Raw genomic sequence first — 19,999 nt, 5'->3', positions numbered from 1 at the left:
CCTGCACCACTTCGTGCGTAAGGCGGGTGCATACCCGACTTACTTCTTTGATCCAAAACCGAGTGAGCGCATGTCAGCCGTCGATGTCCCTGAACAAGAAAGCTGGTTCCACAGAAATCAACAGCGCATAGCGCCCTGGCTATTTTTGGCCCCGGGTCTGCTGTTCTTCATGGTCTATGTGATCATTCCAGTGTTCCAATCGTTCAACTTGTCCTTGTACGAATGGGATGGGCTTGGCGCAGCGGAATATGTGGGTTTTCGCAACTACGAAGACCTGTATTGGGAATTGGCCGACCGCGACGCGTTTTACATATCGCTGAAGAACAACCTGATCTGGTTGATCATGTACCTGCTGGCAATCCCAGCTGGTCTGTTCATTGCTCTGTTCCTGAATCAAACCGTCTGGGGCATTCGGCTCTATAAGTCGCTGTTTTTCTTCCCCTTTGTCATCTCTCAGGTCGTCGTCGGACTCGTTTTCACGTGGTTCTATGATCCGACTTTCGGCCTGTTGAACGAATTCCTGGGATTCTTCGGCTTCGGCCCGCTGAATGTTCTGGGGGATGAGCGTTTCGTCACCTACGGCATCATCTTTGCCGGTCTCTGGCCGCAAACAGCTTATTGCATGATCCTATATCTCACTGGCCTGAACGCTGTGGATCCTGAACAGATCGAGGCCGGACGTCTGGACGGTGCAAAAGGCGGGCGGATGCTGTGGCACATCATCCTGCCTCAACTACGCCCAGCCACCTTCATTGCTTTCGTTGTCACCATCATCGGCGCGCTTCGGTCATTCGATCTGATCTCGATCATGACCCAGGGTGGCCCGTTCGGTTCGTCCCGTGTGCTTGCCTATTACATGTTCGAAGTCGCGCTGTCAGAATACGGCTTCCGCATGGGATATGGCGCCGCCATCGCGGTGATCCTGTTCCTGATCATGCTGTGCTTCATCGCCTATTTCCTGTGGTCGATGTACCGCGAAGAAAGGGGGCATTAAGATGTTTCCCAAACCCATCGAAAAACAACCCCGCGGGGCTCAGATCACCTACCAGGCGATGCTGCCCCTGGCACTGCTGCTGTGGCTCGGCCCCCTGTTGGCGGTAGCGCTGTTCTCGGTCAAGCCGGCAGCCGACTTTACCAACGCAAACTACTGGGGGATGCCGTCCAGCTTTGAGGGTGCCTACAACTATGGGCAGGTATTCTTCAACTCGGACATGCCACGCTATTTGCTGAACTCGTTCATGATCACCATTCCAACAGTGATCGGTGCCGTTGCGCTTAGTTGCATGACCGGGTTTGCACTGGGGATCTATAAATTCCGCTCAAACATCTGGATCTTTTTCATGTTTGTTGCGGGCAACTTCGTCCCGTTCCAGATTCTAATGGTTCCGGTGCGCGACCTGACGTTGGAGTTGGGTCTCTACAACACCAAAACCGGCCTCGTCTTGTTCCACATTGCTTTCCAAACAGGCTTTTGCACGTTGTTCATGCGCAACTTTATCCGCGCCCTGCCCTTCGAACTGATCGAGGCGGCTCGCGTTGAAGGCATCAGTGAATGGCGCATTTTCTGGTACGTGGTCCTACCGCTGATGAAACCGGCGATCGCGGCCCTCAGTGTGTTGATTTTCACCTTCATCTGGAACGACTACTTCTGGGCTGTTGTCCTGACACAGGGTGCGGAAAGCCAACCCGTGACAGCAGGTATAACCAGTTTTAACGCCCAATTTCGGGCGGCCTATCAACTAATGAGTGCCGGTTCCATCGTCGCGGCTCTGCCGCCGGTGGCCATGTTCTTCCTCATGCAGAAACACTTCATCGCGGGTTTGACCCTCGGTGCCGTAAAATAACGTCAAACCAAAGGTTTGCCACATGACCAAGATCACCTTTATCGGGGCAGGCTCCACGATCTTCATGCAGAATATCGTGGGCGACGCCCTGCTGACGCCTGCACTGGCCGACAGCCATTTTGCGCTGATGGACATCGATCCCGTGCGCCTTGCCGAAAGCGAGGCCGTCGCCAGGGCGATGATCCGCTCTGTCGGAACAGGGGCATCTGTCTCAAAGCATACCGACCGGCGCGCCGCGCTTGAAGGCGCCGATTTCGTCATCACCGCCTTCCAGGTCGGCGGCTACAAGCCCTGCACGGTGACGGATTTCGAGATCCCCAAACAATACGGCCTGCGCCAGACCATCGCTGACACCCTGGGTGTCGGCGGCATCATGCGAGGCCTGCGCACGGTTCCTGTGTTGTGGGACGTTGCACAAGACATGATGCAGCTCTGCCCAAACGCAACGCTGCTGCAATACGTGAACCCGATGGCGATCAACACATGGGCGCTGGCAGAACGTTTCCCGGCGCTGAAACATGTCGGCCTGTGTCACTCTGTCCAAAACACCGTTGAAGAACTTGCTCACGATCTGGACCTGCCCAAGGACGAGTTCCGCTACAAGGTGGCAGGCGTGAACCACGTTGCCTTTTTCCTGAGGCTAGAGCATGACGGGCGCGACCTCTACCCGGCATTGCGGCAAGGGTATGCCGGCGGGCAAATTCCCAAACCACCGCTTTTGATGCCACGTTGCCCCAACAAGGTGCGGTATGAGGTGATGGAACATCTGGGCTATTTCTGCACGGAAAGTTCAGAACACTTGGCGGAATACGTTCCATGGTTCATCAAAGATGGCCGCCAGGACCTGATTGAGCAGTTCAGCATCCCTCTGGATGAATACCCAACCCGTTGCGAGGAACAGATCGCCAGTTGGAAAGAACAGGCAAAGACCCTGACTGACGGGCGTGATATTGAAGTGATCCGAAGCCATGAGTTCGCCGCTGACCTGATGAATGCGATCGTGACGGATACGCCCTACGTGGCGTATGGGAACCTGCCCAATACTGGACAGATCCCTCAACTCCCCCTTGGCGCGGCTGTCGAAACACCTTGCCTTGTCGATACTAACGGTGTCCAACCTTCGGTCGTAACAGATATTCCGCCCCAGCTGATCGCGCTGATGCGCAGCCAGATCAACGTGCAGGAACTGACTGTGCGGGCATTGGTTGAGCAGAACCCAGAATACATTTACCACGCCGCTATGATGGACCCGCATACGGCCGCTGAACTGGACCTGCGTCAGATCCGCAGCTTGGTTAGTGACCTGTTGGTGGCACATGCCGATTGGTTGCCAGATTGGTGCAAACCCGCCAAGGCGGCCTGATCCCAAATTTAGAAGGCTTAAAAACAATGACAAAAAAACGCCGCTCTCAGCATTGGTATGGCAAGCTGGACAAGGATGGCTTTATCCACAGATCTTGGATGAAGAACCAAGGCTTTCCCGATCACGCGTTCGATGGTCGTCCGATCATTGGCATCTGCAACACCTGGTCGGAACTGACCCCCTGCAACTCGGGCCTGCGGGATCTGGCCGAAGGCGTCAAACGTGGCGTTTGGGAGGCCGGAGGGTTTCCGGTCGAATTTCCCGTCATGTCGCTAGGCGAGACCCAAATGAAACCCACCGCCATGCTGTTCCGCAACCTGCTGGCAATGGATGTCGAGGAATCTATTCGCGCCTATGGCATCGACGGCGTAGTCCTTTTGGGTGGTTGCGATAAGACCACGCCGGGGCAGCTGATGGGGGCCGCTTCGGTAGATCTGCCCTCTATCGTGGTCAGCTCTGGCCCGATGCTGAACGGAAAATACCGTGGCAAGGACATTGGATCCGGAACAGATGTCTGGAAATTTTCCGAGGCCGTTCGTGCCAGCGAGATGACCTTGAAGGATTTCATGAACGCCGAATCCGGTATGTCACGCAGCGCAGGTGTTTGCATGACCATGGGTACGGCCTCAACCATGGCGTCTTTGGTGGAAGCGATGGGTATGTCCCTGCCCACCAACGCCGCCCTGCCGGCAGTTGATGCCCGCCGTATGGCGCTGGCACACCTGACGGGTAAACGGATTGTCGAGATGGTGGACGAAGATCTTAAGCCGTCGGACATCCTGACCAAGGAAGCGTTCGAAAATGCCATTCTGGCCAATGCGGCCGTTGGCGGCTCGACCAATGCAGTAGTGCATCTACTCGCGCTGGCGGGCCGCGTGGGCGTAGACCTGACGCTGAAAGATTTTGAAATCGGGTCGGAAATCCCACTACTGGTGAACTGCATGCCCTCAGGGAAATACCTGATGGAGGATTTCTGCTACGCGGGCGGTGTGCCGGTGGTTCTGAACGAGTTGAAACCCTTCCTGCGCCCCGCAAAAACCGTTCTGAACAAAGATATCTCGGCGCATTTTGAAGGGGCAGAATGCTTTAACCCCGACGTTATCCGCCCCTTCGACGATCCGGTGAAACCCGCCGCTGGTCTGCGCGTGCTGCGCGGTAACCTCGCGCCCAACGGGGCCATTGTGAAACCCTCGGCCGCGACGGATGCGCTACTGGAAACAGAAGCCGAGGCCTACGTTTTTGAGAGCATCGAAGACTTGAAAGCAAATATTGACCGGGATGATCTGCCAGTAAAGTCTGAAACCATTCTGGTCCTGAAGGGTTGCGGCCCAAAGGGCTATCCCGGCATGCCCGAGGTCGGCAACATGCCGATCCCGGCCAAACTGGTGAAGGAAGGCGTCCGCGACATGATCCGCATATCCGACGCCCGCATGTCCGGCACCGCCTATGGCACCGTCATCCTGCATGTCAGCCCCGAGGCACAGGCAGGCGGTACGCTGGCACTCGTCAACACCGGGGACCGTATCCGGGTTTCTGCCAGCAAGGGCGAATTGGAACTGCTGGTCGATGAAAAGGAACTGGAATCCCGCCGCACCGCGTGGCAACCGGAAGATCCGCACTACACACGCGGTTACGCGAAACTCTATATCGACCACGTGCTGCAAGCCGATCAGGGCGCGGACCTAGACTTCCTCGTCGGCAAAGACACCCGCCTTGTGACCAGAGAGAGCCACTGATGGACCATCCAGCCACTTTTCACGATCTAAACGGCGCCTCGGTCTATATTACCGGCGGCGGCTCAGGTGTAGGGGCCGCACTGACAGACGGTTTTTTGGCCCAGGGCGCAAACGTTGCCTTTATCGGCCGCTCGGACGCCAGCGCATTCGTTGAGGAAATGCGAGACAAACATGGCCGCGCGCCGCTGTTTATGCAGGGCGACATGACGGATACCGAACTGCTGCACGCCACAATGCAAAAGGCTGCCGAGGCACATGGACCTTTGGATGTGTTGGTCAACAACGCCGCTAACGACAAGCGTCACTCGCTTGAGGAAACCACCGCCGAGTTCTGGGACTGGATGATTGAGGTGAACCTCAAGGCCTACTACTTCGCCTGTCAGGAGGCTGCGCGCCAAATGACTGGCAAAGGGGGTTCAATCGTCAACTTCAGCTCGATCAGCTACATGATGGGGAATGCGGGGTACCCAATCTATACGACGTCGAATGCCGGGATCACCGGGATGACGCGATCTTTGGCACGCGAATTGGGGCCGCAAAAAATTCGTATCAATGCGCTGGCTCCCGGATGGGTTTTGACGCAAAAGCAACTTGATATGTGGGCGACGCCGGATGACCTGGCAGCGCATTTGGAGCGCCAGTGCCTGAAAGAACACCTGACGCCCGAAGACATGATCGCACCGACATTGTTCCTGGCCTCGGGTGCCAGCCGCGCGATGACCGGACAGTGCATGGCCGTCGATGGCGGCGTTGTAGTAACGGGGTAAGGCCATGAATGCAGAGTGGATAGCCGTCGACTGGGGAACATCCCAACTGCGGGCTTGGGCCATGCAGGGCGACACCGTACTGGCGCAATCCCAGTCTGATCGGGGAATGGCTCGGCTGAGCAGAGATGCGTTTCAATCTGCCTTGCTTGACCTGATCGCTGACTGGTTGGGTCCTGAACCTGTCGACGTTGTGGCCTGCGGTATGGTCGGTGCGCGGCAAGGTTGGGTCGAAGCCCCATATTCGGCCGTCCCGTCAGCACCGCTGTCGGATGCGCCTATACGGGTACCCGGTACCGATGCCCGGATACGCGCATTCGTGGTGCCCGGTCTTAAACAGAACGCACCGCCAGACGTTATGCGCGGTGAGGAAACTCAAATATCTGGCTTTCTAGCAACCCGTCCGAACTGGGACGGGGTTATCTGCCTGCCCGGGACGCATTCAAAATGGGTTCAGATCAGCGCAGGAGAAGTCGTGAGCTTTCGAACGTTCATGACGGGTGAGATGTTTGAACTGCTCTCCGAGCAATCAGTGCTCAAGCATTCGGTCGGTGACGGCTGGGACGTCGACGCCTTCGCAGAAGCTACGGCAGACGCGTTGTCCAAACCCGAACAATTGGCTGCGCGCCTGTTCGGACTGCGAGCAGCGGATTTGTTGCACAATCAGGACAAGGGGACAGCCCGAGCCAAGTTATCCGGGCTTTTGATTGGGGCCGAGTTGGGCGCAACACGCCCCTACTGGTTGGGGCAGCAACTGGCAATCATCGGCGCTGAAGGGATGTCCCAAATCTACGCACGTGCGCTGCAATTACAGGGCGCTTTCGTAGACACAGCTAACGCAACTCAATGCACATTGGCAGGTCTGGCACAGGCCCGTAAACTAACGAGGCAAACCGCATGAGCCGCCCCATCATCGCCATTTTGCGTGGCTTGCAACCGGCAGAAGCCGTCAATGTAGGTCATGCCCTGATCGAATCTGGTATCAACAAGATCGAGGTGCCGTTGAATTCGCCTGACCCGCTGAACAGCATTGAATCGTTGGCCAGCTCATTCGGCGATCAAGCATTGATCGGCGCTGGCACGGTTCTGACCCCCGAGCAGGTAGAGGCCGTTTCGCAAGTTGGCGGTAAGCTGATCGTTTCCCCGAATTATGACGCCGAGGTCATTTTGCGTTCTGTCGCGTTTAACATGCAAAGCTGGCCGGGCGTTTATACCCCGACCGAGGCGTTTGCTGCGCTTAAGGCTGGCGCGACGGGATTGAAATTGTTCCCGGGTGTCACCGCCGGACCAAGTGGTTTGGCCGCACTGCGACCTGTATTGCCATCGGGTACTTTGGTCTATGCCGTTGGTGGCGCTGGACCTGAGAACTTCGCCGAATGGATCAAGGCTGGGGCAGACGGGTTTGGCATCGGATCGGCCCTGTTCAAACCGGGGATGTCCGTCGTGGAAATTGCCGGTCAGGCCAAGCGGATCGTCGCTGCCTATGACGAGGCTGCTGGATGAGCTTTGTTTTTGATGATCGCCCTTGTGAGCTTGGCGAAGGACCCCTGTGGCATCCTGAACGCAAGCAACTGTACTGGTTTGACATCATCAACAAACGTTTGATGACGCAGACCGGGGTTGAGCAACACAGCTGGCAGTTTTCGGAACATGTCTCAGCAGCAGGTTGGGTTGACCGGGATACAATAGTGATGGCCTCGGAAACCGGTCTGTGGCGGTTTGGTTTGAACAGTGGTCAAAAAGACCTGATCGTCTCGCTTGAGGCGAACAACCCGGTCACCCGCTCCAATGACGGGCGCGCAGACCCGTGGGGCGGGTTCTGGATTGGGACGATGGGTAAAAACGCAGAACAAGAGGCGGGCGCGATCTATCGGTACTGGCAGGGCGAACTACGCCTGCTTGTGCCCGAGGTCACAATCTCGAACGCGATCTGTTTTTCCTCAGACAGGTCCTGCGTCTATTACACAGATACAGTCACACAACAGGTTAGGCGCTGCTCGCTGGAGCCTGAGACGGGGTGGCCCGAAGGCAATAGCACGGTGTTTCTCGATTTGCGCGCTGATGACCTTTTTCCCGATGGCGCTGTGGTCGACGCAGAAGGCAATATCTGGATCGCCCAATGGGGGGCAAACCGTGTCGCTTGCTATGACCCGAACGGGCGGTTTCGGCATGCCGTTTCGTTTCAGGCCGCACATACATCTTGTCCCGCCTTTGGCGGCGACGATCTGACAACGCTGTTTTGCACCACTGCCCGTCAGGGGTTGGACGCAGACACTGTTAAAACACAACCAACCAATGGCATGACCTTTGGCGCATTGGATGCTGGCACTGGCCAGGCAGAACACAGAGTCCTTCTATGAAACCAGAACTTGGTGTTTGCTATTACCCGGAACATTGGCCCGAGGCCATGTGGGCCGAAGACGCGGCTCGGATGGTTGAAACTGGCATAAGCTGGGTCCGGATCGGTGAGTTTGCCTGGAGCCGAATGGAGCCGGCTCCAGGCGAACTGCAGTTGGGTTGGCTGGACCGTGCAATCGAAACGCTTGGGGCGGCTGGGCTCAAGGTTGTACTGGGGACGCCCACTGCGGCGCCTCCGCGGTGGATGCTTGAGAAACACCCAGACATGCTGGCAGTGGATGCGCAGGGGAATACACGAAAATTCGGCTCACGCAGGCACTATTGTTTTAGCCATCCGGGTTATGTCCAGGAATCCGTCCGCATCGCCCGGATCATGGGCGAGCGCTATGGGCGAAACCCGCATGTTGCGGCCTGGCAGATCGACAATGAATATGGCTGTCACGATACGACGGTCAGCTACGGCCTCGCCGCTCTGCATGCCTTTCGGCTTTGGCTAAAGGATCAATACGGCAGCATTGAAGCGCTAAACGAGACATGGGGCAACATATTCTGGGCGATGGAGTATCGTGATTTCGACCAGATTGATCTGCCCAATATGACAGTGACCGAACCCAACCCGGCGCATGTTCTGGCGTTCCGGCGTTTCAGTTCGGATCAGGTCGTTGCGTATAACAAAGCCCAGGCAGATGTACTGCGCGCTTTGACCGATGCGCCTTTGTTGCACAACTATATGGGTCGAGTGCTGGATTTCGACCATTTCAAGGTTGGCGCAGATCTGGATATCGCCACATGGGACAGCTATCCAATCGGCTTCCTCTCTGACCGGCTTGAGGCGGATGAAGCCCACAAAACTGCCTTTCTTCAGCAGGGCGATCCGGACATGCAGGCCTTTCATCATGACCTGTATCGCGCGGTCGGCCGCGGGCGTTGGTGGGTGATGGAGCAGCAACCCGGCCCGGTGAATTGGGCCCCGTACAATCCGGCACCACTACCCGGAATGGTTAAGATGTGGTCCCTAGAGGCAGTGGCGCATGGTGCAGAGGTTGTCAGCTATTTCCGCTGGCGGCAGGCGCCGTTTGCGCAAGAGCAAATGCATGCGGGGCTGCTGACACCCAACAACCGCCCTGCCCCGGCCGTGACCGAGGCAAAGCAGACTTCGGACGCGTTGTCAGAGATCGGCAATGTCGTGCAGACACAGGCCCAGGTAGCTATCGTGTTCGACTACGCCTCGGATTGGGCTTGGTCGACACAGCCCCAAGGCGCGGGATTTGACTATTTTGGTCTGGTTTTCTCGGCGTATCGCGCCTTGCGGCGGGCGGGCTTGTCTGTGGACTTCGTGTCCTCAACCAACATTCCGCGTGTTGGCTACAAGTTCATCCTTGCTCCGGGGATAGCCACCGTGAGCGACAATTTGGAACGTCAATTGGTGGAGGCCAGTGATCTGCTCATCCTGGGCCCACGCAGCGGGGCGATCACACATGATTTCCAGATTCCCCGGGCACGACCCGGTCTGAACGGTCTGAAATGCGACGTCGACCTAGTTGAGACATTGCCGCCTAACATCCGCCGTGGCGTTGAAGGCGGCGGCGCGGCGCAACATTGGATCGACAGGGTTTCGGGGGCTGCCTCAAATTTGCTGACATTTGCAGATGGCACCCCTGCGCTTTTGGGTGAAAGTCGCCTTTGGTATCTGGCAGGTTTCCCGGATGACACATTGTGGGACCGGGTCGTTGAAATGGCCGCGCGCAAAACCGAGGTTACCCTATATCCGATGCCCAAAGGGTTTCGCCGTCGCGAGACGGCCACGCATGTTTTCCTAATAAACTACAATGCGCAACCGGTCGCATGGAACGGTGACGTCGTTGACGCCTGTGACATTGCTGTCACGCAGAAAGAAGTGCCCGAAGAGGAATAACCTCTCCGGGCGCTCGTTTTGGATTTAGCTTCAAAACCTACTGGTCAGTCTGCAGGCTGTTGGGGTCGAACACGCCCCCAAAGCCACCGTTGTTTGAAGGCGGAGTTTCAGTATCTGAACTCTCCTCCTCGGCGTCCCCACCAAGAGTATTCGGCGCGAAGACATTGCCAAAACCACTGTTGTTGGATGGTTTCGGTGTGGATTGCTGCGCACCACCTTGTTCGGCTTCTTCGGCCTCGCGCTTCTTACGCTGTTCTTCGCGCTGCTTGCGCAGCTCTTGAATGCGTTGTTCCGCTTCCAGGCGTTTCTGCTCTTTCACATTGGCGATGCATTGGCCGGGGTTGTAGGCCGTTGCGGTGCCAACGACAGTGATCGTCGCAACCGCAAACACAACCAGTAGGACAGCCGCCATGTTGCCAGCAAAGAAGCTGGGCAGCTTAATCTTGCCGGCCAGCTCCTCAACTGTGGCGCTCTTGCGGGCTGCGGCCACCAGTTCCTGACGCTTCAGCTTGGCTTCGTTCAACAAGGCAAAGAACACTGTCAACGCCACGATGATGAAGGCCAGAGCCGAAATGGCGGGCGTAATGCCGTAGCGCACCTTTTGGGCCAGTTCGATCGTCAGCGTCGGGTATTCACCAAAGGTGAAAGTGGTCGTGTTGTAGTTCTCGAACGAAGCGAGGAACGCCAGCACTGCAGCCGACGCGATCGCAGGACGCATGAAGGGCAACAGGATCTTGCGGAAAGCCTGAGCATGCGTTGCACCAAGGTCCAGCGCCGCTTCGGTCAATGCCACATCGTAACGCTGCAGGCGCGCCACCAGAACCAACATGCAATAGCTTGCGATAAAGGTGGATTGGCCGATCACCGTCAGAAAGATACCGTTGGACAGGAAACTATCTGCACCCAGTCCCAGCATCCGGTTGATCCGATCCCAGAACACCAAAGTCGAGATGCCCAGAACAACACCCGGGATCAGGATCGGAGCGATGATGATCGTATAGTAGGTCGCCCGTAACTTAGGCCAGATCTGGGTCAGCATCAACGCACCGGCCAGACCCATCGCCACCGACAGAATAACCGTTCCGGCGCCAATGATCAGCGAGTTCTTGATGCCGTTCAGGATACGCTGATCCTGAAACAGCTCGCCGAACCACTGGAAGGTCAGACACTCCCACGGCGTCATGCGCGGGAAGGCCGACGAATTGAAGGCCGTGACCGACATGATTACCAGCGGGCCCAGCAGGTACAGGAAGAAGATGACCAGATAGACCCAGATGCTTACACGAAGGAAGGAATTATTCATTTCCCGATATCCCCCATGTTCACCTTGAACAGGCGCATCATCGCCAGCACGAACAGGATACAGGTCACCAGAAGAACGATGGCGTAGGCGGCACCCTGCGGCCAGTCATTGTTGTCATTGAATTGCTGGTAGATCAGCTGCGTGAACCACAGGCTGGACGGTCCGCCTAGGATTTGCGGCGCGGCCAGCGCACCGGCACTCAGCATGAACACCATGGTACAGCCCGAGCTGATGCCCGGTTTGGCGTAAGGAATGACCACACGCCAGTGGATCCGCCACCATGGCGCACCTAGATCGCGCGCAGCCTCGATCTGGTTTTTGTCCAGACTTTCGATCACGTTGTACATCGGGAAGATCATCAGCAGGATGTAAGCGTAACCCAGACCGGCATAGAGCGCGATGTCGTTGCGAATAAAGTCAAACGGCGTATCCCAGATGCCCAGCCCCACGAACAGGGTATTCAGAACACCGGTCTCACCAAAGATGATCCGCAGGGCAAAGGCACGTAAAATCTCGTTGATCCAGTATGGGATGATCAGCATGATCGCGAAGATGCGAATGTGGTTGCCCTTGGACTGGCCCAGATAATAGGCAATCGGATAGCAGAGGATCAGGTTGAAGACCGTCACACAGACTGCGGCCAGCAGTGTGCGAAAAAAGACCCTCAGGTCGACTGCATTATAGGACTGACTACCACCTTCGGGGCCATAGATCAGGTACTTGTAGTTCTCCAGCGTATAGACGTCCTTAGGCCCGCCAATCTCGGGCGGTGGCAGATTCGGACGGAAGGAGAAATCCAGCATCGACAGCTGGGGCAGAATGATCAGGCCAATGGTCCAGAACAGGACAAGACCCAATATTGCGGCGCCCATGCCAATGCCGTTTCGGTTAAAGAATTCTTTCAGGAAGCCTGGCATAGTCGGCCCCCTTATTCCGCGGCCAATTCACCCGCCGGAACCAGAACCGCATTGCGGGTCTCATATTCCAACGTGATGTTTTGGCCTGTGTGGTCATCGAAGGATTGGCCGAGGTTTGGCAAGGACACCTTGATCTCTTTTCCGCCGTCACCTTCGGTAAAGATGTTGAAGACGTTACCTTCGAATTCTTCGTGGTTCACCCGCGCGGTGACAAAGTGATCGCCTGACGCACCATCGGAGGCGATCGCAAAAGCCTCGGGGCGAATGAACATCATGGCGTCATCACCCACTGCCAGCTTTCCTTGGTTGGCGGTCGAGATGCGTGCAACCAATTCACCAGACCGGTTCGTTGAAATCAGCGCTTCGTTCCCCATAATCTGTTTAATTTTGCCGCGGAATACGTTGTTTTCACCTACGAAAGAGGCCGCGAATGCAGTGTTGGGATCATTATAAATGGTCTTGCCATCAGCGATTTGATCGATCACACCAGCCCGCATGACAGCGATATTGTCTGACATGGTCAGGGCTTCGCCCTGGTCGTGGGTGATATAGATGAAGGTGATGCCGACGCGTTTTTGAATCTCTCGCAGCTCGGTGCGCATATGCTGGCGCAGTTTGAGGTCCAGCGCGGACAACGGTTCATCCAGCAACAGTACATCCGGTTCTGCACATAGCGCGCGCGCGATGGCAACCCGTTGGCGCTGACCACCGGACAACTCGCTTGGCAACTTGTCACCCTGGTCGGGCAGAGCGATCATGTCCAGCAACTCATCGGCACGCTTTCGGCGCTCTTTTGCGCTTGCGCCGCTGATCTCCAATGAGAAGGTGATATTTTCCCACACTTTCATCAGCGGGAACAACGCGAGGTTCTGAAAAATAAGGGCGGTCGGGCGTTTGTTCGGGCCAATGCCCCGCATATCCTTGCCGCCGATCAGAACTTTGCCTTCGCTTGGTTCCAGAAAGCCCGAAACGGCCCGCAGGATCGTTGTTTTGCCACACCCCGAGGGACCGAGAAACGAAAAGAAATCGCCCCCGTTGATGTTCACGTTTGCATCCCTCACAGCAACAAAATCACCGAAACGGATCCACAGGTTCTCAAGATCTACACCGACCCCTGCACTCATTTTTGGTATCTCCGTCAGGTACGGTCCGTGACCGCACCGAAATAGCGTCCGTCACGCCGTTGTGGCATGCGGGTTGATAGCCCTCCGCACAGTGGCGGAGGGCACCTTGTCAAAGCAATCAGGCGCTTTTGAACTTGTTGACGAACTCGGTCCGAGTTTCGGCATACCACGGAGCCTCAGCAGGCCATGGGTTCAGGTTTGCCAGCGAGTCGCCCGGATAGGCCTCGGCGAAGTTCTTCTTGTAGGTGTCGCCGGCATATTGGTCGGCACCCAGAACTGGCGAGTTGTAGCCGTGGCTGTCGATGGCGACACCTGCAGGCTTGGCCTGATAGGCAAAATCGATGAAGGCATAAACCTGGTCGATGTTCTGCGCACCGGTCGGCATCGACAAACCGTCGACCCATGCCATCGCACCTTCGACCGGAGCTTGATAGTGCACCGGCTCACCAGCTGATTTCAGCGCCAGCGGCGGACCATCCCAAGTCTGGCCGACAATAACGCCTTCGTTCAACAGGCCGTTTTTCTGGGTGTCAGCATCGTTCCAGATCAGCTTGATCCGGTTCTTCCGCTCGACGCACCAGTCAGTGATCTGACCCCAGACCTTGCGCATGGTGTCTTCGTCGCCGTACGCGGCCCAGACAGAGCCAGGCTCCATCTCTCCGGAGGCTTCCATATACAGACCCGCACCCAGCATCATCGAATGCGCGCGGCCCATGGTCTTGCCTGCGTTTGCTTCGGACCAGACGTCCCCATAGGACGGGGCGTCTCCTTCGGGCAGCCACAGGTCGGTGCGGTAGGCAATACCTTCTGTACCCCAGATATGCGGCAGCCAGTGCACTCCGCTGTCACCAAAGTTCCAGGCGTCGGTGCCGATCTGCGCCATCGCAGGGTTCACCAGATCAATCGGAACCTTGTTCATGTCGAAGGGCTGCAGCAGTTCCAGCGGCCCCCACTGCAGCGAGCGGTTGTTCGTCGGCGATACGATGTCAAAGCCTTGGCCTTTGGTGGCCTTCATCTTGTTGATGATTTCTTCGTTCGATCCGATACCGGTATAGTTCACTTTGATTCCGGTCAGAGTTTCAAACTCTTGCAGGAATGCGGGCGGCAGATAGTCCGACCACATCAGAATGTTGATTTCACCCGAAGATGCCAACGCGCTTTTGCTGTAAAGCGGTGCTGCCAGTGCTGCTGCGCCCGCGCCTTTCAGGACCGAGCGTCTGGAAACGGTTTTCCGTTCAGCCATATTTAAGTTCTCCCGTTATTGGACTGTGTTGTTTTGTTATTATGGTTGCCACGCTAGAACTTTGCGGGGGCATTGTCAGGCCAAAAGTGACGGATTGGCAATTTCGTATGTCCAGATTGCGATTTAATCTAGCAAATATGGCTAGTTACCCCCTGGATCCGCAGTCACATATTGAGACCGAAGTAGCCTATTTTTGCCACGTTTCTTAAGAAATTAACACAGTTGCCCGTCCGGTCCGGGCCCAGATTTTGGGCCGCAATCCAATTGGGAAAAAGTGGGTTCTGTCATGCCAGGCCGAAAAAAATCACGTCAAAAACAGTCGTAAACTGCATGCTTTTGGCAACGCACACAGATCCCGGGACTTGCTGCCGTGGGACCCAGACAACGTTCCAAGCTGTATGAAAAGGGGCATTCGCGTAGTGCATCGCACCCGTCGATCCATCAGGTTTGGGTTACAGTTATTTTCTCATAGACAGGCCCTGATGAAAAAGGTGAACCTTGCCCGGATCTGCCGAAACGGCAACGGTTTGGCCCCGCATGTTTTTTTGGACCCCCGGCAGTTTTGCGATTGTGGGATCCTCCCCGTCTTTGGCGGCAAAATACAACAGCGTGACCTCGCCAAGTGCTTCGGTAAAGTCCACAATCCCTTCCATAATCGGATTGCTTTCAACGGGGTGAAAGTCTTCGGGACGCACTCCGATATTTACCTGTTTACCCTCGTCGGCTGCATCGGTTGGGATGCTGGTCACCGCGGTCCCACCACCATCCAGTTTTACGACGGTGCGCTCACCAGTCTGCGTGATGACCCCCGGCAAAAGGTTCATTGCAGGTGAGCCAATAAATTGCGCGACAAACTCATTGTCAGGCGTTTCATACAGTTCGAGAGGGGTGCCGACCTGCGCGATCCCCTTGTTGGCCAGGACGACAATCCGGGTGGCCAATGTCATCGCCTCGACCTGATCGTGGGTGACGTAGACCATCGTGCTGTCCGGCATCGCCTCTTTCAGGCGTGCGATTTCGATGCGGGTCGCGACGCGCAGCGCCGCATCAAGATTGGAAAGAGGCTCATCAAACAGATAAACTTTTGGGTCGCGCACGATCGCCCGGCCGATTGCAACCCGTTGCCGCTGACCACCGGAAAGGGCCTTGGGAAGGCGGTCCAGAAACGGTTCCAACTGTAGGATACGAGCTGCGCGGTCTACCGCTGCGTCGACCTCGTCCGATGGCATTTTGGCGATCTTCAATGCAAAGGCCATATTCTCGCGCACCGTCATGTGCGGATACAGGGCATAGCTTTGGAAAACCATCGCAATGCCCCTTTGCGCGGGCGGTACATCATTCATCACCTGACCTTCGATCTCAAGCGTTCCGCCCGAAATCTTCTCTAGTCCAGCAATCATGCGCAGCAACGTAGATTTTCCACAGCCAGAGGGCCCGACAAAAACGATCAGTTCACCGCGTTCGATGTCCAAGTTGATATTTTTGAGCACATCGACGTTGCCATAGGTCTTTGCCACATCCGTGAGATTGAGTTCCGACATGGCTTACTCCTTTTCGCGCATCATCAAACAGAATTGAGCCGCGTCGAGGGTGATTGTCCCCGCCCCTTCGACGCCGCCCAACTCTTGCCCGATTGCCTGCCAAATACCGTCGGGCAGTGTGATTTCCGCGCTGTCAGATCCCAGATTGAATACGCAGAATATCTGTTGGACATTGTCCTCACGCAGGAAGGCAAGGATCGGTCCAGACTGCGCCATCTCGCGCTGTTGGCCTGACATCAATGCGGAATGCGCGTGGCGTAGCGCAATGGCACGGCGATAATGTTGCAGCATGGAGTTTGGGTCTTGCTCTAATCTGTCTACTGCACGCTCGGCCTGCGTTTGGCTGACTGGCAACCAGGGGGCTCCAGTACTGAACCCGGACTGTTCGTCCTGCGCAGCCCAAACCATCGGAGTGCGACAGCCATCACGGCCCTTGAACTCCGGCCAGAATTCTATGCCGTAAGGGTCCTGCAGATGTTCAAACGGTACGTCCGCCTCGGGCAGACCAAGCTCTTCTCCTTGATACAAGCACGCTGACCCACGCAGGCACATCATCAGCACCGCGTGCTGACGGATGGCCGCATCGTCCAGCGCCCACCGTGTCGCGTGGCGCTGAACATCGTGGTTCGAGAACGCCCAGCAAGGCCATGCATCGCCAGCCTTTTCTTCCAACTGATCAAACACCTGCTTGGCGTACGCGGCGGTTAAAGCGCGTTTTTCGAGAAACTCAAAAGCATAACACATATGCATGCGTTTATCGCCGCTGGTGTACTCGCCCATGATCTCAAGACCGCGCTGCGCGTCGCCAACCTCGCCCAAACAAGCGCGGCCTTCGTATTCGTCCGTTAGTGCGCGCAACCGCTCGAGGAAGGCGATGTTTTCCGGCTGGCTTTTGGAATGAAGGTGATCCTGATGGTTATAGGGGTTCACCATGGGCGCGATCGAGGCATTGCGCTGATCCATTGGCAGGCCAGGGTTGTCGCGCAGTTGTTTGTCGTGGAAATAGAAGTTGATCGTGTCCAGACGGAAACCATCCACACCCAAGTCCAGCCAGAACCGTGCAACATCCAGCAATGCATCCTGCACGTCCGGGCAATGGAAGTTCAGATCCGGCTGCGACGTCAGGAAGTTGTGCAGATAATATTGCAGGCGTCGGGAATCCCACTGCCAAGCGGACCCACCAAAAATCGACAGCCAGTTGTTTGGCGGCGTGCCATCGGGCTTGGGATCAGCCCAAACATACCAGTCGGACTTGGCATTTTCGCGATTGGATCGGCTCTCCTTGAACCATAGGTGCTGATCCGACGTGTGCGACAACACGAGGTCGATCATCACCTTCAGCCCAACTGAATGCGCCTGATCCAGGAGATACTTAAAGTCCTCCATGCTGCCAAACATCGGATCAACATCACGATAGTCGCTGACATCGTATCCAAAGTCCTTCATCGGCGATTTGAAAAATGGCGAGATCCAGATCGCGTCGACACCAAGCGACGCGATGTAACCAAGCCTTTGGGTGATACCCCTGAGGTCTCCGATACCATCGCCGTTGCTGTCTTGAAAGCTGCGCGGATAGATCTGGTATATCACTCCGCCCCGCCACCAATCGGCGGACGCTTTGGTTGCTTTATGTAGTTCTACGGTGTTCTGCACGTTCATCAGACGCCTCTACTTAACGGACCCGGCCAACAGACCGCGGACCAGATATTTTTGCATTGCGAAGAAAACAATCAGCGGGACGATGATCGAAACAAAGGCCGCTGTGGCAAGGATTTCCCAATTCCCGCCGCGCGTGCCTAAAAGCTCGACGATGCGGTTGGTCATGACGGTGGTCTGTCCGGATGCGTCGATCAGGAACACCTTGGCGACCAACAAGTCATTCCACGTCCAGAGAAACTGGAAGATCGCAAAAGACGCCAGCGCTGGAAAGCTGAGTGGCAGGATCAATTTGGTAAAAATCTGAAACTCGGTCGCGCCATCGACCCGCGCGTTTTCGATCAGGTCGCGGGGCAGACCAGCCATGTAGTTGCGCAGAAGATAGATCGCCAGCGGCAACCCGAACCCGGTATGCGCCATCCAAACCCCCAGATATCCTTTGCCAATCCCAATATTCAGATGGAATTTCAGCAACGGGATCAGGGCCAGTTGCAGCGGGACAACCAACAGACCAACGACAGCCGCAATAATCAAAGCGCGCCCGGGGAAATCCATCCAAGCCAAGGCATAGGCCGCAAAAGCCGCAACGAGGATTGGAATGATCGTCGCCGGGATTGTTACAGTCAGCGTGTTAAAAAACGCCCGCCCCATGCTGTCGGTACTGTCTTCTGCCAGAAGAACCTTGTGATAGTTGTCTAAGGTAAACTCAGGCGGCAATTCCGCAGTTGCGAAAACCCGCGATCCACGACTGCCGGTGAACTCTTCCGGGTTCTCCATCCGGTAATTACCCTTGGCGTCTACCGTGATTGTGCCACCCTTGCGCAACTCTGCTGTTTCGCCAGGGGAAAAGGCATCAACTGCACGAGAGCTGACGCCCCATTTTGAGATTGTCGCTTTCGTCCCATCGTCAAACAGATTGCCTTCGATCACATACATCCCGTTTTCCAGAACCTGGGTTTCTGGGGCCGCGCTGCGCAGGGTCAGATTTTGTTCGGACGGGAACAGCGACCGCCACCAACCACTGGTTGCGATCTGATCCGCCGTGCGAAAAGACGAGATCAAAAGGCCCAGAGTTGGCACGACCCACAGCACCACCAGAAAGAGGACCGAGGCATGGACGACCCAGCGAAGGGCGGGTTTGGTTCCTGCGATATCGCTCATGACCCTACTCCATCTCTTTCCGCGCATTGCGCACATTCCAGACAAGGATCGGAGCCACTAAGAGCATGATCACCATGGCCGAAGCCGACCCGACGCCCCAGTCGTTGGCGCGGAACAGCTTGTCATACATGTAGTTGGCCAAGACCTGCGTTTCCCACTGGCCATTGGTCATTGCAAAAACGATGTCAAAGACCTTGAGGACGGTGATCGTAATCGTGGTCCAGACGACAAGAATAGTGGTTTTGATCTGCGGCACTTTGATCCGGAAAAATATCTGAAACGGATTAGCCCCATCCAGAATTGCGGCCTCAATCGTTTCCTCGGGGATTCCGCGCAGGGCGGCCGATAGGATAACCATGGCAAAACCGGTTTGGATCCAGATGAGGACAACCATCAGCAAAAAGCTGTTCCAGAACGGTATTGTCAGCCACGTCTGCGGCTCGGTTCCGCCAAAGAAAATATAGAGCGCATTGAGCATGCCAATCTGATCTTGTTCAGCCGGACGAGTGTCATAGACCAGCTTCCAGATAACCGATGCCCCCACGAACGAGATCGCCATTGGCATAAAGATCAGCGACTTGGCGAGATTGCCCCAACGAATGCGGTCAGTCAGCTGTGCCACCAACAGGCCAAAGGCCGTCGACATTGCAGGCACAATGATCAGCCAGAACATGTTGTTGCGCATCGCTTCCCAAAACTTGGGCTCCTTGGCCATCTGGATATAGTTGTCCAGCCCAACCCATTTGTAGCCGCCGCCCGGGACGCGGTCCGTCAGGGATAGACGCAGGGTTTCGACAACCGGATAGGCCAGATACAAGCCCAAAGCAGCCAGCGCTGGGAACAGAAACAACCAAGGCCGGATCATGTTCGCGCGGTTGATATTGCGGCCAGCATTCGGCCCCCGAGGCGGGAAAAGAACTCTGTCCAGAAACTGATTGGATAGATAGAAATAGCCCACGCAACCTGACACGCCGATTGCGATGGTCAGCAGGCCTTGAAATGCCGGGTGCATGCCGCTCTCCCTTGCGACGATAGGTTCGGGCAACCCGGCAGAGCGGGTTGCCCAATCTCAGA

The 19,999-nt window shown here is 56.2% G+C and carries 17 protein-coding genes; 9 read left to right on the top strand and 8 right to left on the bottom strand.

Features of this window, described 5'->3' with window-relative positions; all coding sequences use genetic code 11:
- Positions 1–70 precede the first annotated feature (70 nt).
- The 9 genes from QMP16_RS08405 to QMP16_RS08365 are packed head-to-tail and all read left to right on the top strand — an operon-like array spanning position 71 to position 9,980.
- Positions 71–994 carry a carbohydrate ABC transporter permease gene (locus QMP16_RS08405; protein ID WP_058271993.1) on the top strand — a complete coding sequence of 308 codons (924 nt, stop codon included), beginning with the start codon at positions 71–73 and terminating at the stop codon, positions 992–994.
- Between the two features lies 1 nt (position 995).
- A complete protein-coding gene (locus tag QMP16_RS08400) occupies positions 996–1,844 on the top strand; it encodes a carbohydrate ABC transporter permease (protein ID WP_058271994.1) in 849 nt (282 codons plus the stop codon).
- Positions 1,845–1,866: 22 nt separating this feature from the next.
- Positions 1,867–3,207: an alpha-glucosidase/alpha-galactosidase gene (locus tag QMP16_RS08395; RefSeq protein ID WP_282151995.1), complete on the top strand. Its 1,341-nt coding sequence runs from the start codon at positions 1,867–1,869 to the stop codon at positions 3,205–3,207.
- Between the two features lie 26 nt (positions 3,208–3,233).
- Entirely contained in the window at positions 3,234–4,943 is a 1,710-nt protein-coding gene (locus QMP16_RS08390; protein ID WP_282151994.1) for an IlvD/Edd family dehydratase, read from the top strand.
- Positions 4,943–5,710 (top strand): SDR family NAD(P)-dependent oxidoreductase, encoded by a 768-nt coding sequence (locus QMP16_RS08385; protein ID WP_282151993.1) that lies wholly within the window; start codon positions 4,943–4,945, stop codon positions 5,708–5,710. Before QMP16_RS08390 ends, QMP16_RS08385 begins: the two co-directional genes overlap by 1 nt.
- A 4-nt stretch (positions 5,711–5,714) precedes the next feature.
- Positions 5,715–6,608 (top strand): 2-dehydro-3-deoxygalactonokinase, encoded by an 894-nt coding sequence (locus tag QMP16_RS08380; protein WP_282151992.1) that lies wholly within the window; start codon positions 5,715–5,717, stop codon positions 6,606–6,608.
- Positions 6,605–7,210 carry a 2-dehydro-3-deoxy-6-phosphogalactonate aldolase gene (locus tag QMP16_RS08375; protein ID WP_282151991.1) on the top strand — a complete coding sequence of 202 codons (606 nt, stop codon included), beginning with the start codon at positions 6,605–6,607 and terminating at the stop codon, positions 7,208–7,210. The genes QMP16_RS08380 and QMP16_RS08375 overlap by 4 nt, the downstream gene beginning before the upstream one ends.
- Positions 7,207–8,067: an SMP-30/gluconolactonase/LRE family protein gene (locus tag QMP16_RS08370; RefSeq protein WP_282151990.1), complete on the top strand. Its 861-nt coding sequence runs from the start codon at positions 7,207–7,209 to the stop codon at positions 8,065–8,067. Before QMP16_RS08375 ends, QMP16_RS08370 begins: the two co-directional genes overlap by 4 nt.
- Positions 8,064–9,980: a beta-galactosidase gene (locus QMP16_RS08365; protein ID WP_282151989.1), complete on the top strand. Its 1,917-nt coding sequence runs from the start codon at positions 8,064–8,066 to the stop codon at positions 9,978–9,980. The genes QMP16_RS08370 and QMP16_RS08365 overlap by 4 nt, the downstream gene beginning before the upstream one ends.
- A 37-nt stretch (positions 9,981–10,017) precedes the next feature.
- On the opposite strand, the gene QMP16_RS08360 is transcribed toward QMP16_RS08365, so the two are convergent.
- The 8 genes from QMP16_RS08360 to QMP16_RS08325 form a co-directional block, all read right to left on the bottom strand.
- Positions 10,018–11,283 (bottom strand): ABC transporter permease subunit, encoded by a 1,266-nt coding sequence (locus QMP16_RS08360; RefSeq protein WP_282151988.1) that lies wholly within the window; start codon positions 11,281–11,283, stop codon positions 10,018–10,020.
- Positions 11,280–12,200 (bottom strand): ABC transporter permease, encoded by a 921-nt coding sequence (locus QMP16_RS08355; protein WP_108859642.1) that lies wholly within the window; start codon positions 12,198–12,200, stop codon positions 11,280–11,282. The genes QMP16_RS08360 and QMP16_RS08355 overlap by 4 nt, the downstream gene beginning before the upstream one ends.
- 11 nt (positions 12,201–12,211) lie before the next feature.
- Entirely contained in the window at positions 12,212–13,324 is a 1,113-nt protein-coding gene (locus QMP16_RS08350) for an ABC transporter ATP-binding protein (RefSeq protein WP_058272004.1), read from the bottom strand.
- A gap of 118 nt (positions 13,325–13,442) precedes the next feature.
- A complete protein-coding gene (locus tag QMP16_RS08345; protein WP_058276645.1) occupies positions 13,443–14,567 on the bottom strand; it encodes an extracellular solute-binding protein in 1,125 nt (374 codons plus the stop codon).
- A 458-nt stretch (positions 14,568–15,025) separates the two neighbouring features.
- A complete protein-coding gene (locus QMP16_RS08340; protein WP_282151987.1) occupies positions 15,026–16,108 on the bottom strand; it encodes an ABC transporter ATP-binding protein in 1,083 nt (360 codons plus the stop codon).
- A 3-nt stretch (positions 16,109–16,111) separates the two neighbouring features.
- A complete protein-coding gene (locus QMP16_RS08335; RefSeq protein WP_282151986.1) occupies positions 16,112–17,767 on the bottom strand; it encodes an alpha-glucosidase in 1,656 nt (551 codons plus the stop codon).
- Between the two features lie 9 nt (positions 17,768–17,776).
- The gene (locus tag QMP16_RS08330) at positions 17,777–18,925 is read right to left on the bottom strand and encodes a carbohydrate ABC transporter permease (RefSeq protein ID WP_282151985.1); all 1,149 of its coding nucleotides are present in this window, start codon (positions 18,923–18,925) and stop codon (positions 17,777–17,779) included.
- 4 nt (positions 18,926–18,929) lie between these two features.
- Positions 18,930–19,937, bottom strand: a complete 1,008-nt coding sequence (locus QMP16_RS08325; RefSeq protein ID WP_170418733.1) for a carbohydrate ABC transporter permease — start codon at positions 19,935–19,937, stop codon at positions 18,930–18,932.
- Between the last annotated feature and the right edge of the window lie 62 nt (positions 19,938–19,999).

This window comes from Ruegeria atlantica (assembly GCF_947495585.1).
Taxonomy (GTDB): domain Bacteria; phylum Pseudomonadota; class Alphaproteobacteria; order Rhodobacterales; family Rhodobacteraceae; genus Ruegeria; species Ruegeria atlantica_G.
The sequence above is the reverse complement of the archived record's forward strand: the minus strand, read 5'-3'. Positions and strand labels throughout refer to the sequence as shown.

What these genes read in the sequence shown, in the direction of transcription:
- QMP16_RS08395 (WP_282151995.1), top strand. Translation starts at nt 1,867, where the DNA reads ATGACCAAGATCACCTTTATCGGGGCAGGCTCCACGATCTTCATGCAG.
- QMP16_RS08355 (WP_108859642.1), bottom strand. Translation starts at nt 12,200, where the DNA reads ATGCCAGGCTTCCTGAAAGAATTCTTTAACCGAAACGGCATTGGCATG.
- QMP16_RS08365 (WP_282151989.1), top strand. Translation starts at nt 8,064, where the DNA reads ATGAAACCAGAACTTGGTGTTTGCTATTACCCGGAACATTGGCCCGAG.
- QMP16_RS08390 (WP_282151994.1), top strand. Translation starts at nt 3,234, where the DNA reads ATGACAAAAAAACGCCGCTCTCAGCATTGGTATGGCAAGCTGGACAAG.
- QMP16_RS08325 (WP_170418733.1), bottom strand. Translation starts at nt 19,937, where the DNA reads ATGCACCCGGCATTTCAAGGCCTGCTGACCATCGCAATCGGCGTGTCA.
- QMP16_RS08370 (WP_282151990.1), top strand. Translation starts at nt 7,207, where the DNA reads ATGAGCTTTGTTTTTGATGATCGCCCTTGTGAGCTTGGCGAAGGACCC.
- QMP16_RS08405 (WP_058271993.1), top strand. Translation starts at nt 71, where the DNA reads ATGTCAGCCGTCGATGTCCCTGAACAAGAAAGCTGGTTCCACAGAAAT.
- QMP16_RS08400 (WP_058271994.1), top strand. Translation starts at nt 996, where the DNA reads ATGTTTCCCAAACCCATCGAAAAACAACCCCGCGGGGCTCAGATCACC.
- QMP16_RS08380 (WP_282151992.1), top strand. Translation starts at nt 5,715, where the DNA reads ATGAATGCAGAGTGGATAGCCGTCGACTGGGGAACATCCCAACTGCGG.
- QMP16_RS08375 (WP_282151991.1), top strand. Translation starts at nt 6,605, where the DNA reads ATGAGCCGCCCCATCATCGCCATTTTGCGTGGCTTGCAACCGGCAGAA.
- QMP16_RS08350 (WP_058272004.1), bottom strand. Translation starts at nt 13,324, where the DNA reads ATGAGTGCAGGGGTCGGTGTAGATCTTGAGAACCTGTGGATCCGTTTC.
- QMP16_RS08385 (WP_282151993.1), top strand. Translation starts at nt 4,943, where the DNA reads ATGGACCATCCAGCCACTTTTCACGATCTAAACGGCGCCTCGGTCTAT.
- QMP16_RS08340 (WP_282151987.1), bottom strand. Translation starts at nt 16,108, where the DNA reads ATGTCGGAACTCAATCTCACGGATGTGGCAAAGACCTATGGCAACGTC.
- QMP16_RS08335 (WP_282151986.1), bottom strand. Translation starts at nt 17,767, where the DNA reads ATGAACGTGCAGAACACCGTAGAACTACATAAAGCAACCAAAGCGTCC.
- QMP16_RS08330 (WP_282151985.1), bottom strand. Translation starts at nt 18,925, where the DNA reads ATGAGCGATATCGCAGGAACCAAACCCGCCCTTCGCTGGGTCGTCCAT.
- QMP16_RS08345 (WP_058276645.1), bottom strand. Translation starts at nt 14,567, where the DNA reads ATGGCTGAACGGAAAACCGTTTCCAGACGCTCGGTCCTGAAAGGCGCG.
- QMP16_RS08360 (WP_282151988.1), bottom strand. Translation starts at nt 11,283, where the DNA reads ATGAATAATTCCTTCCTTCGTGTAAGCATCTGGGTCTATCTGGTCATC.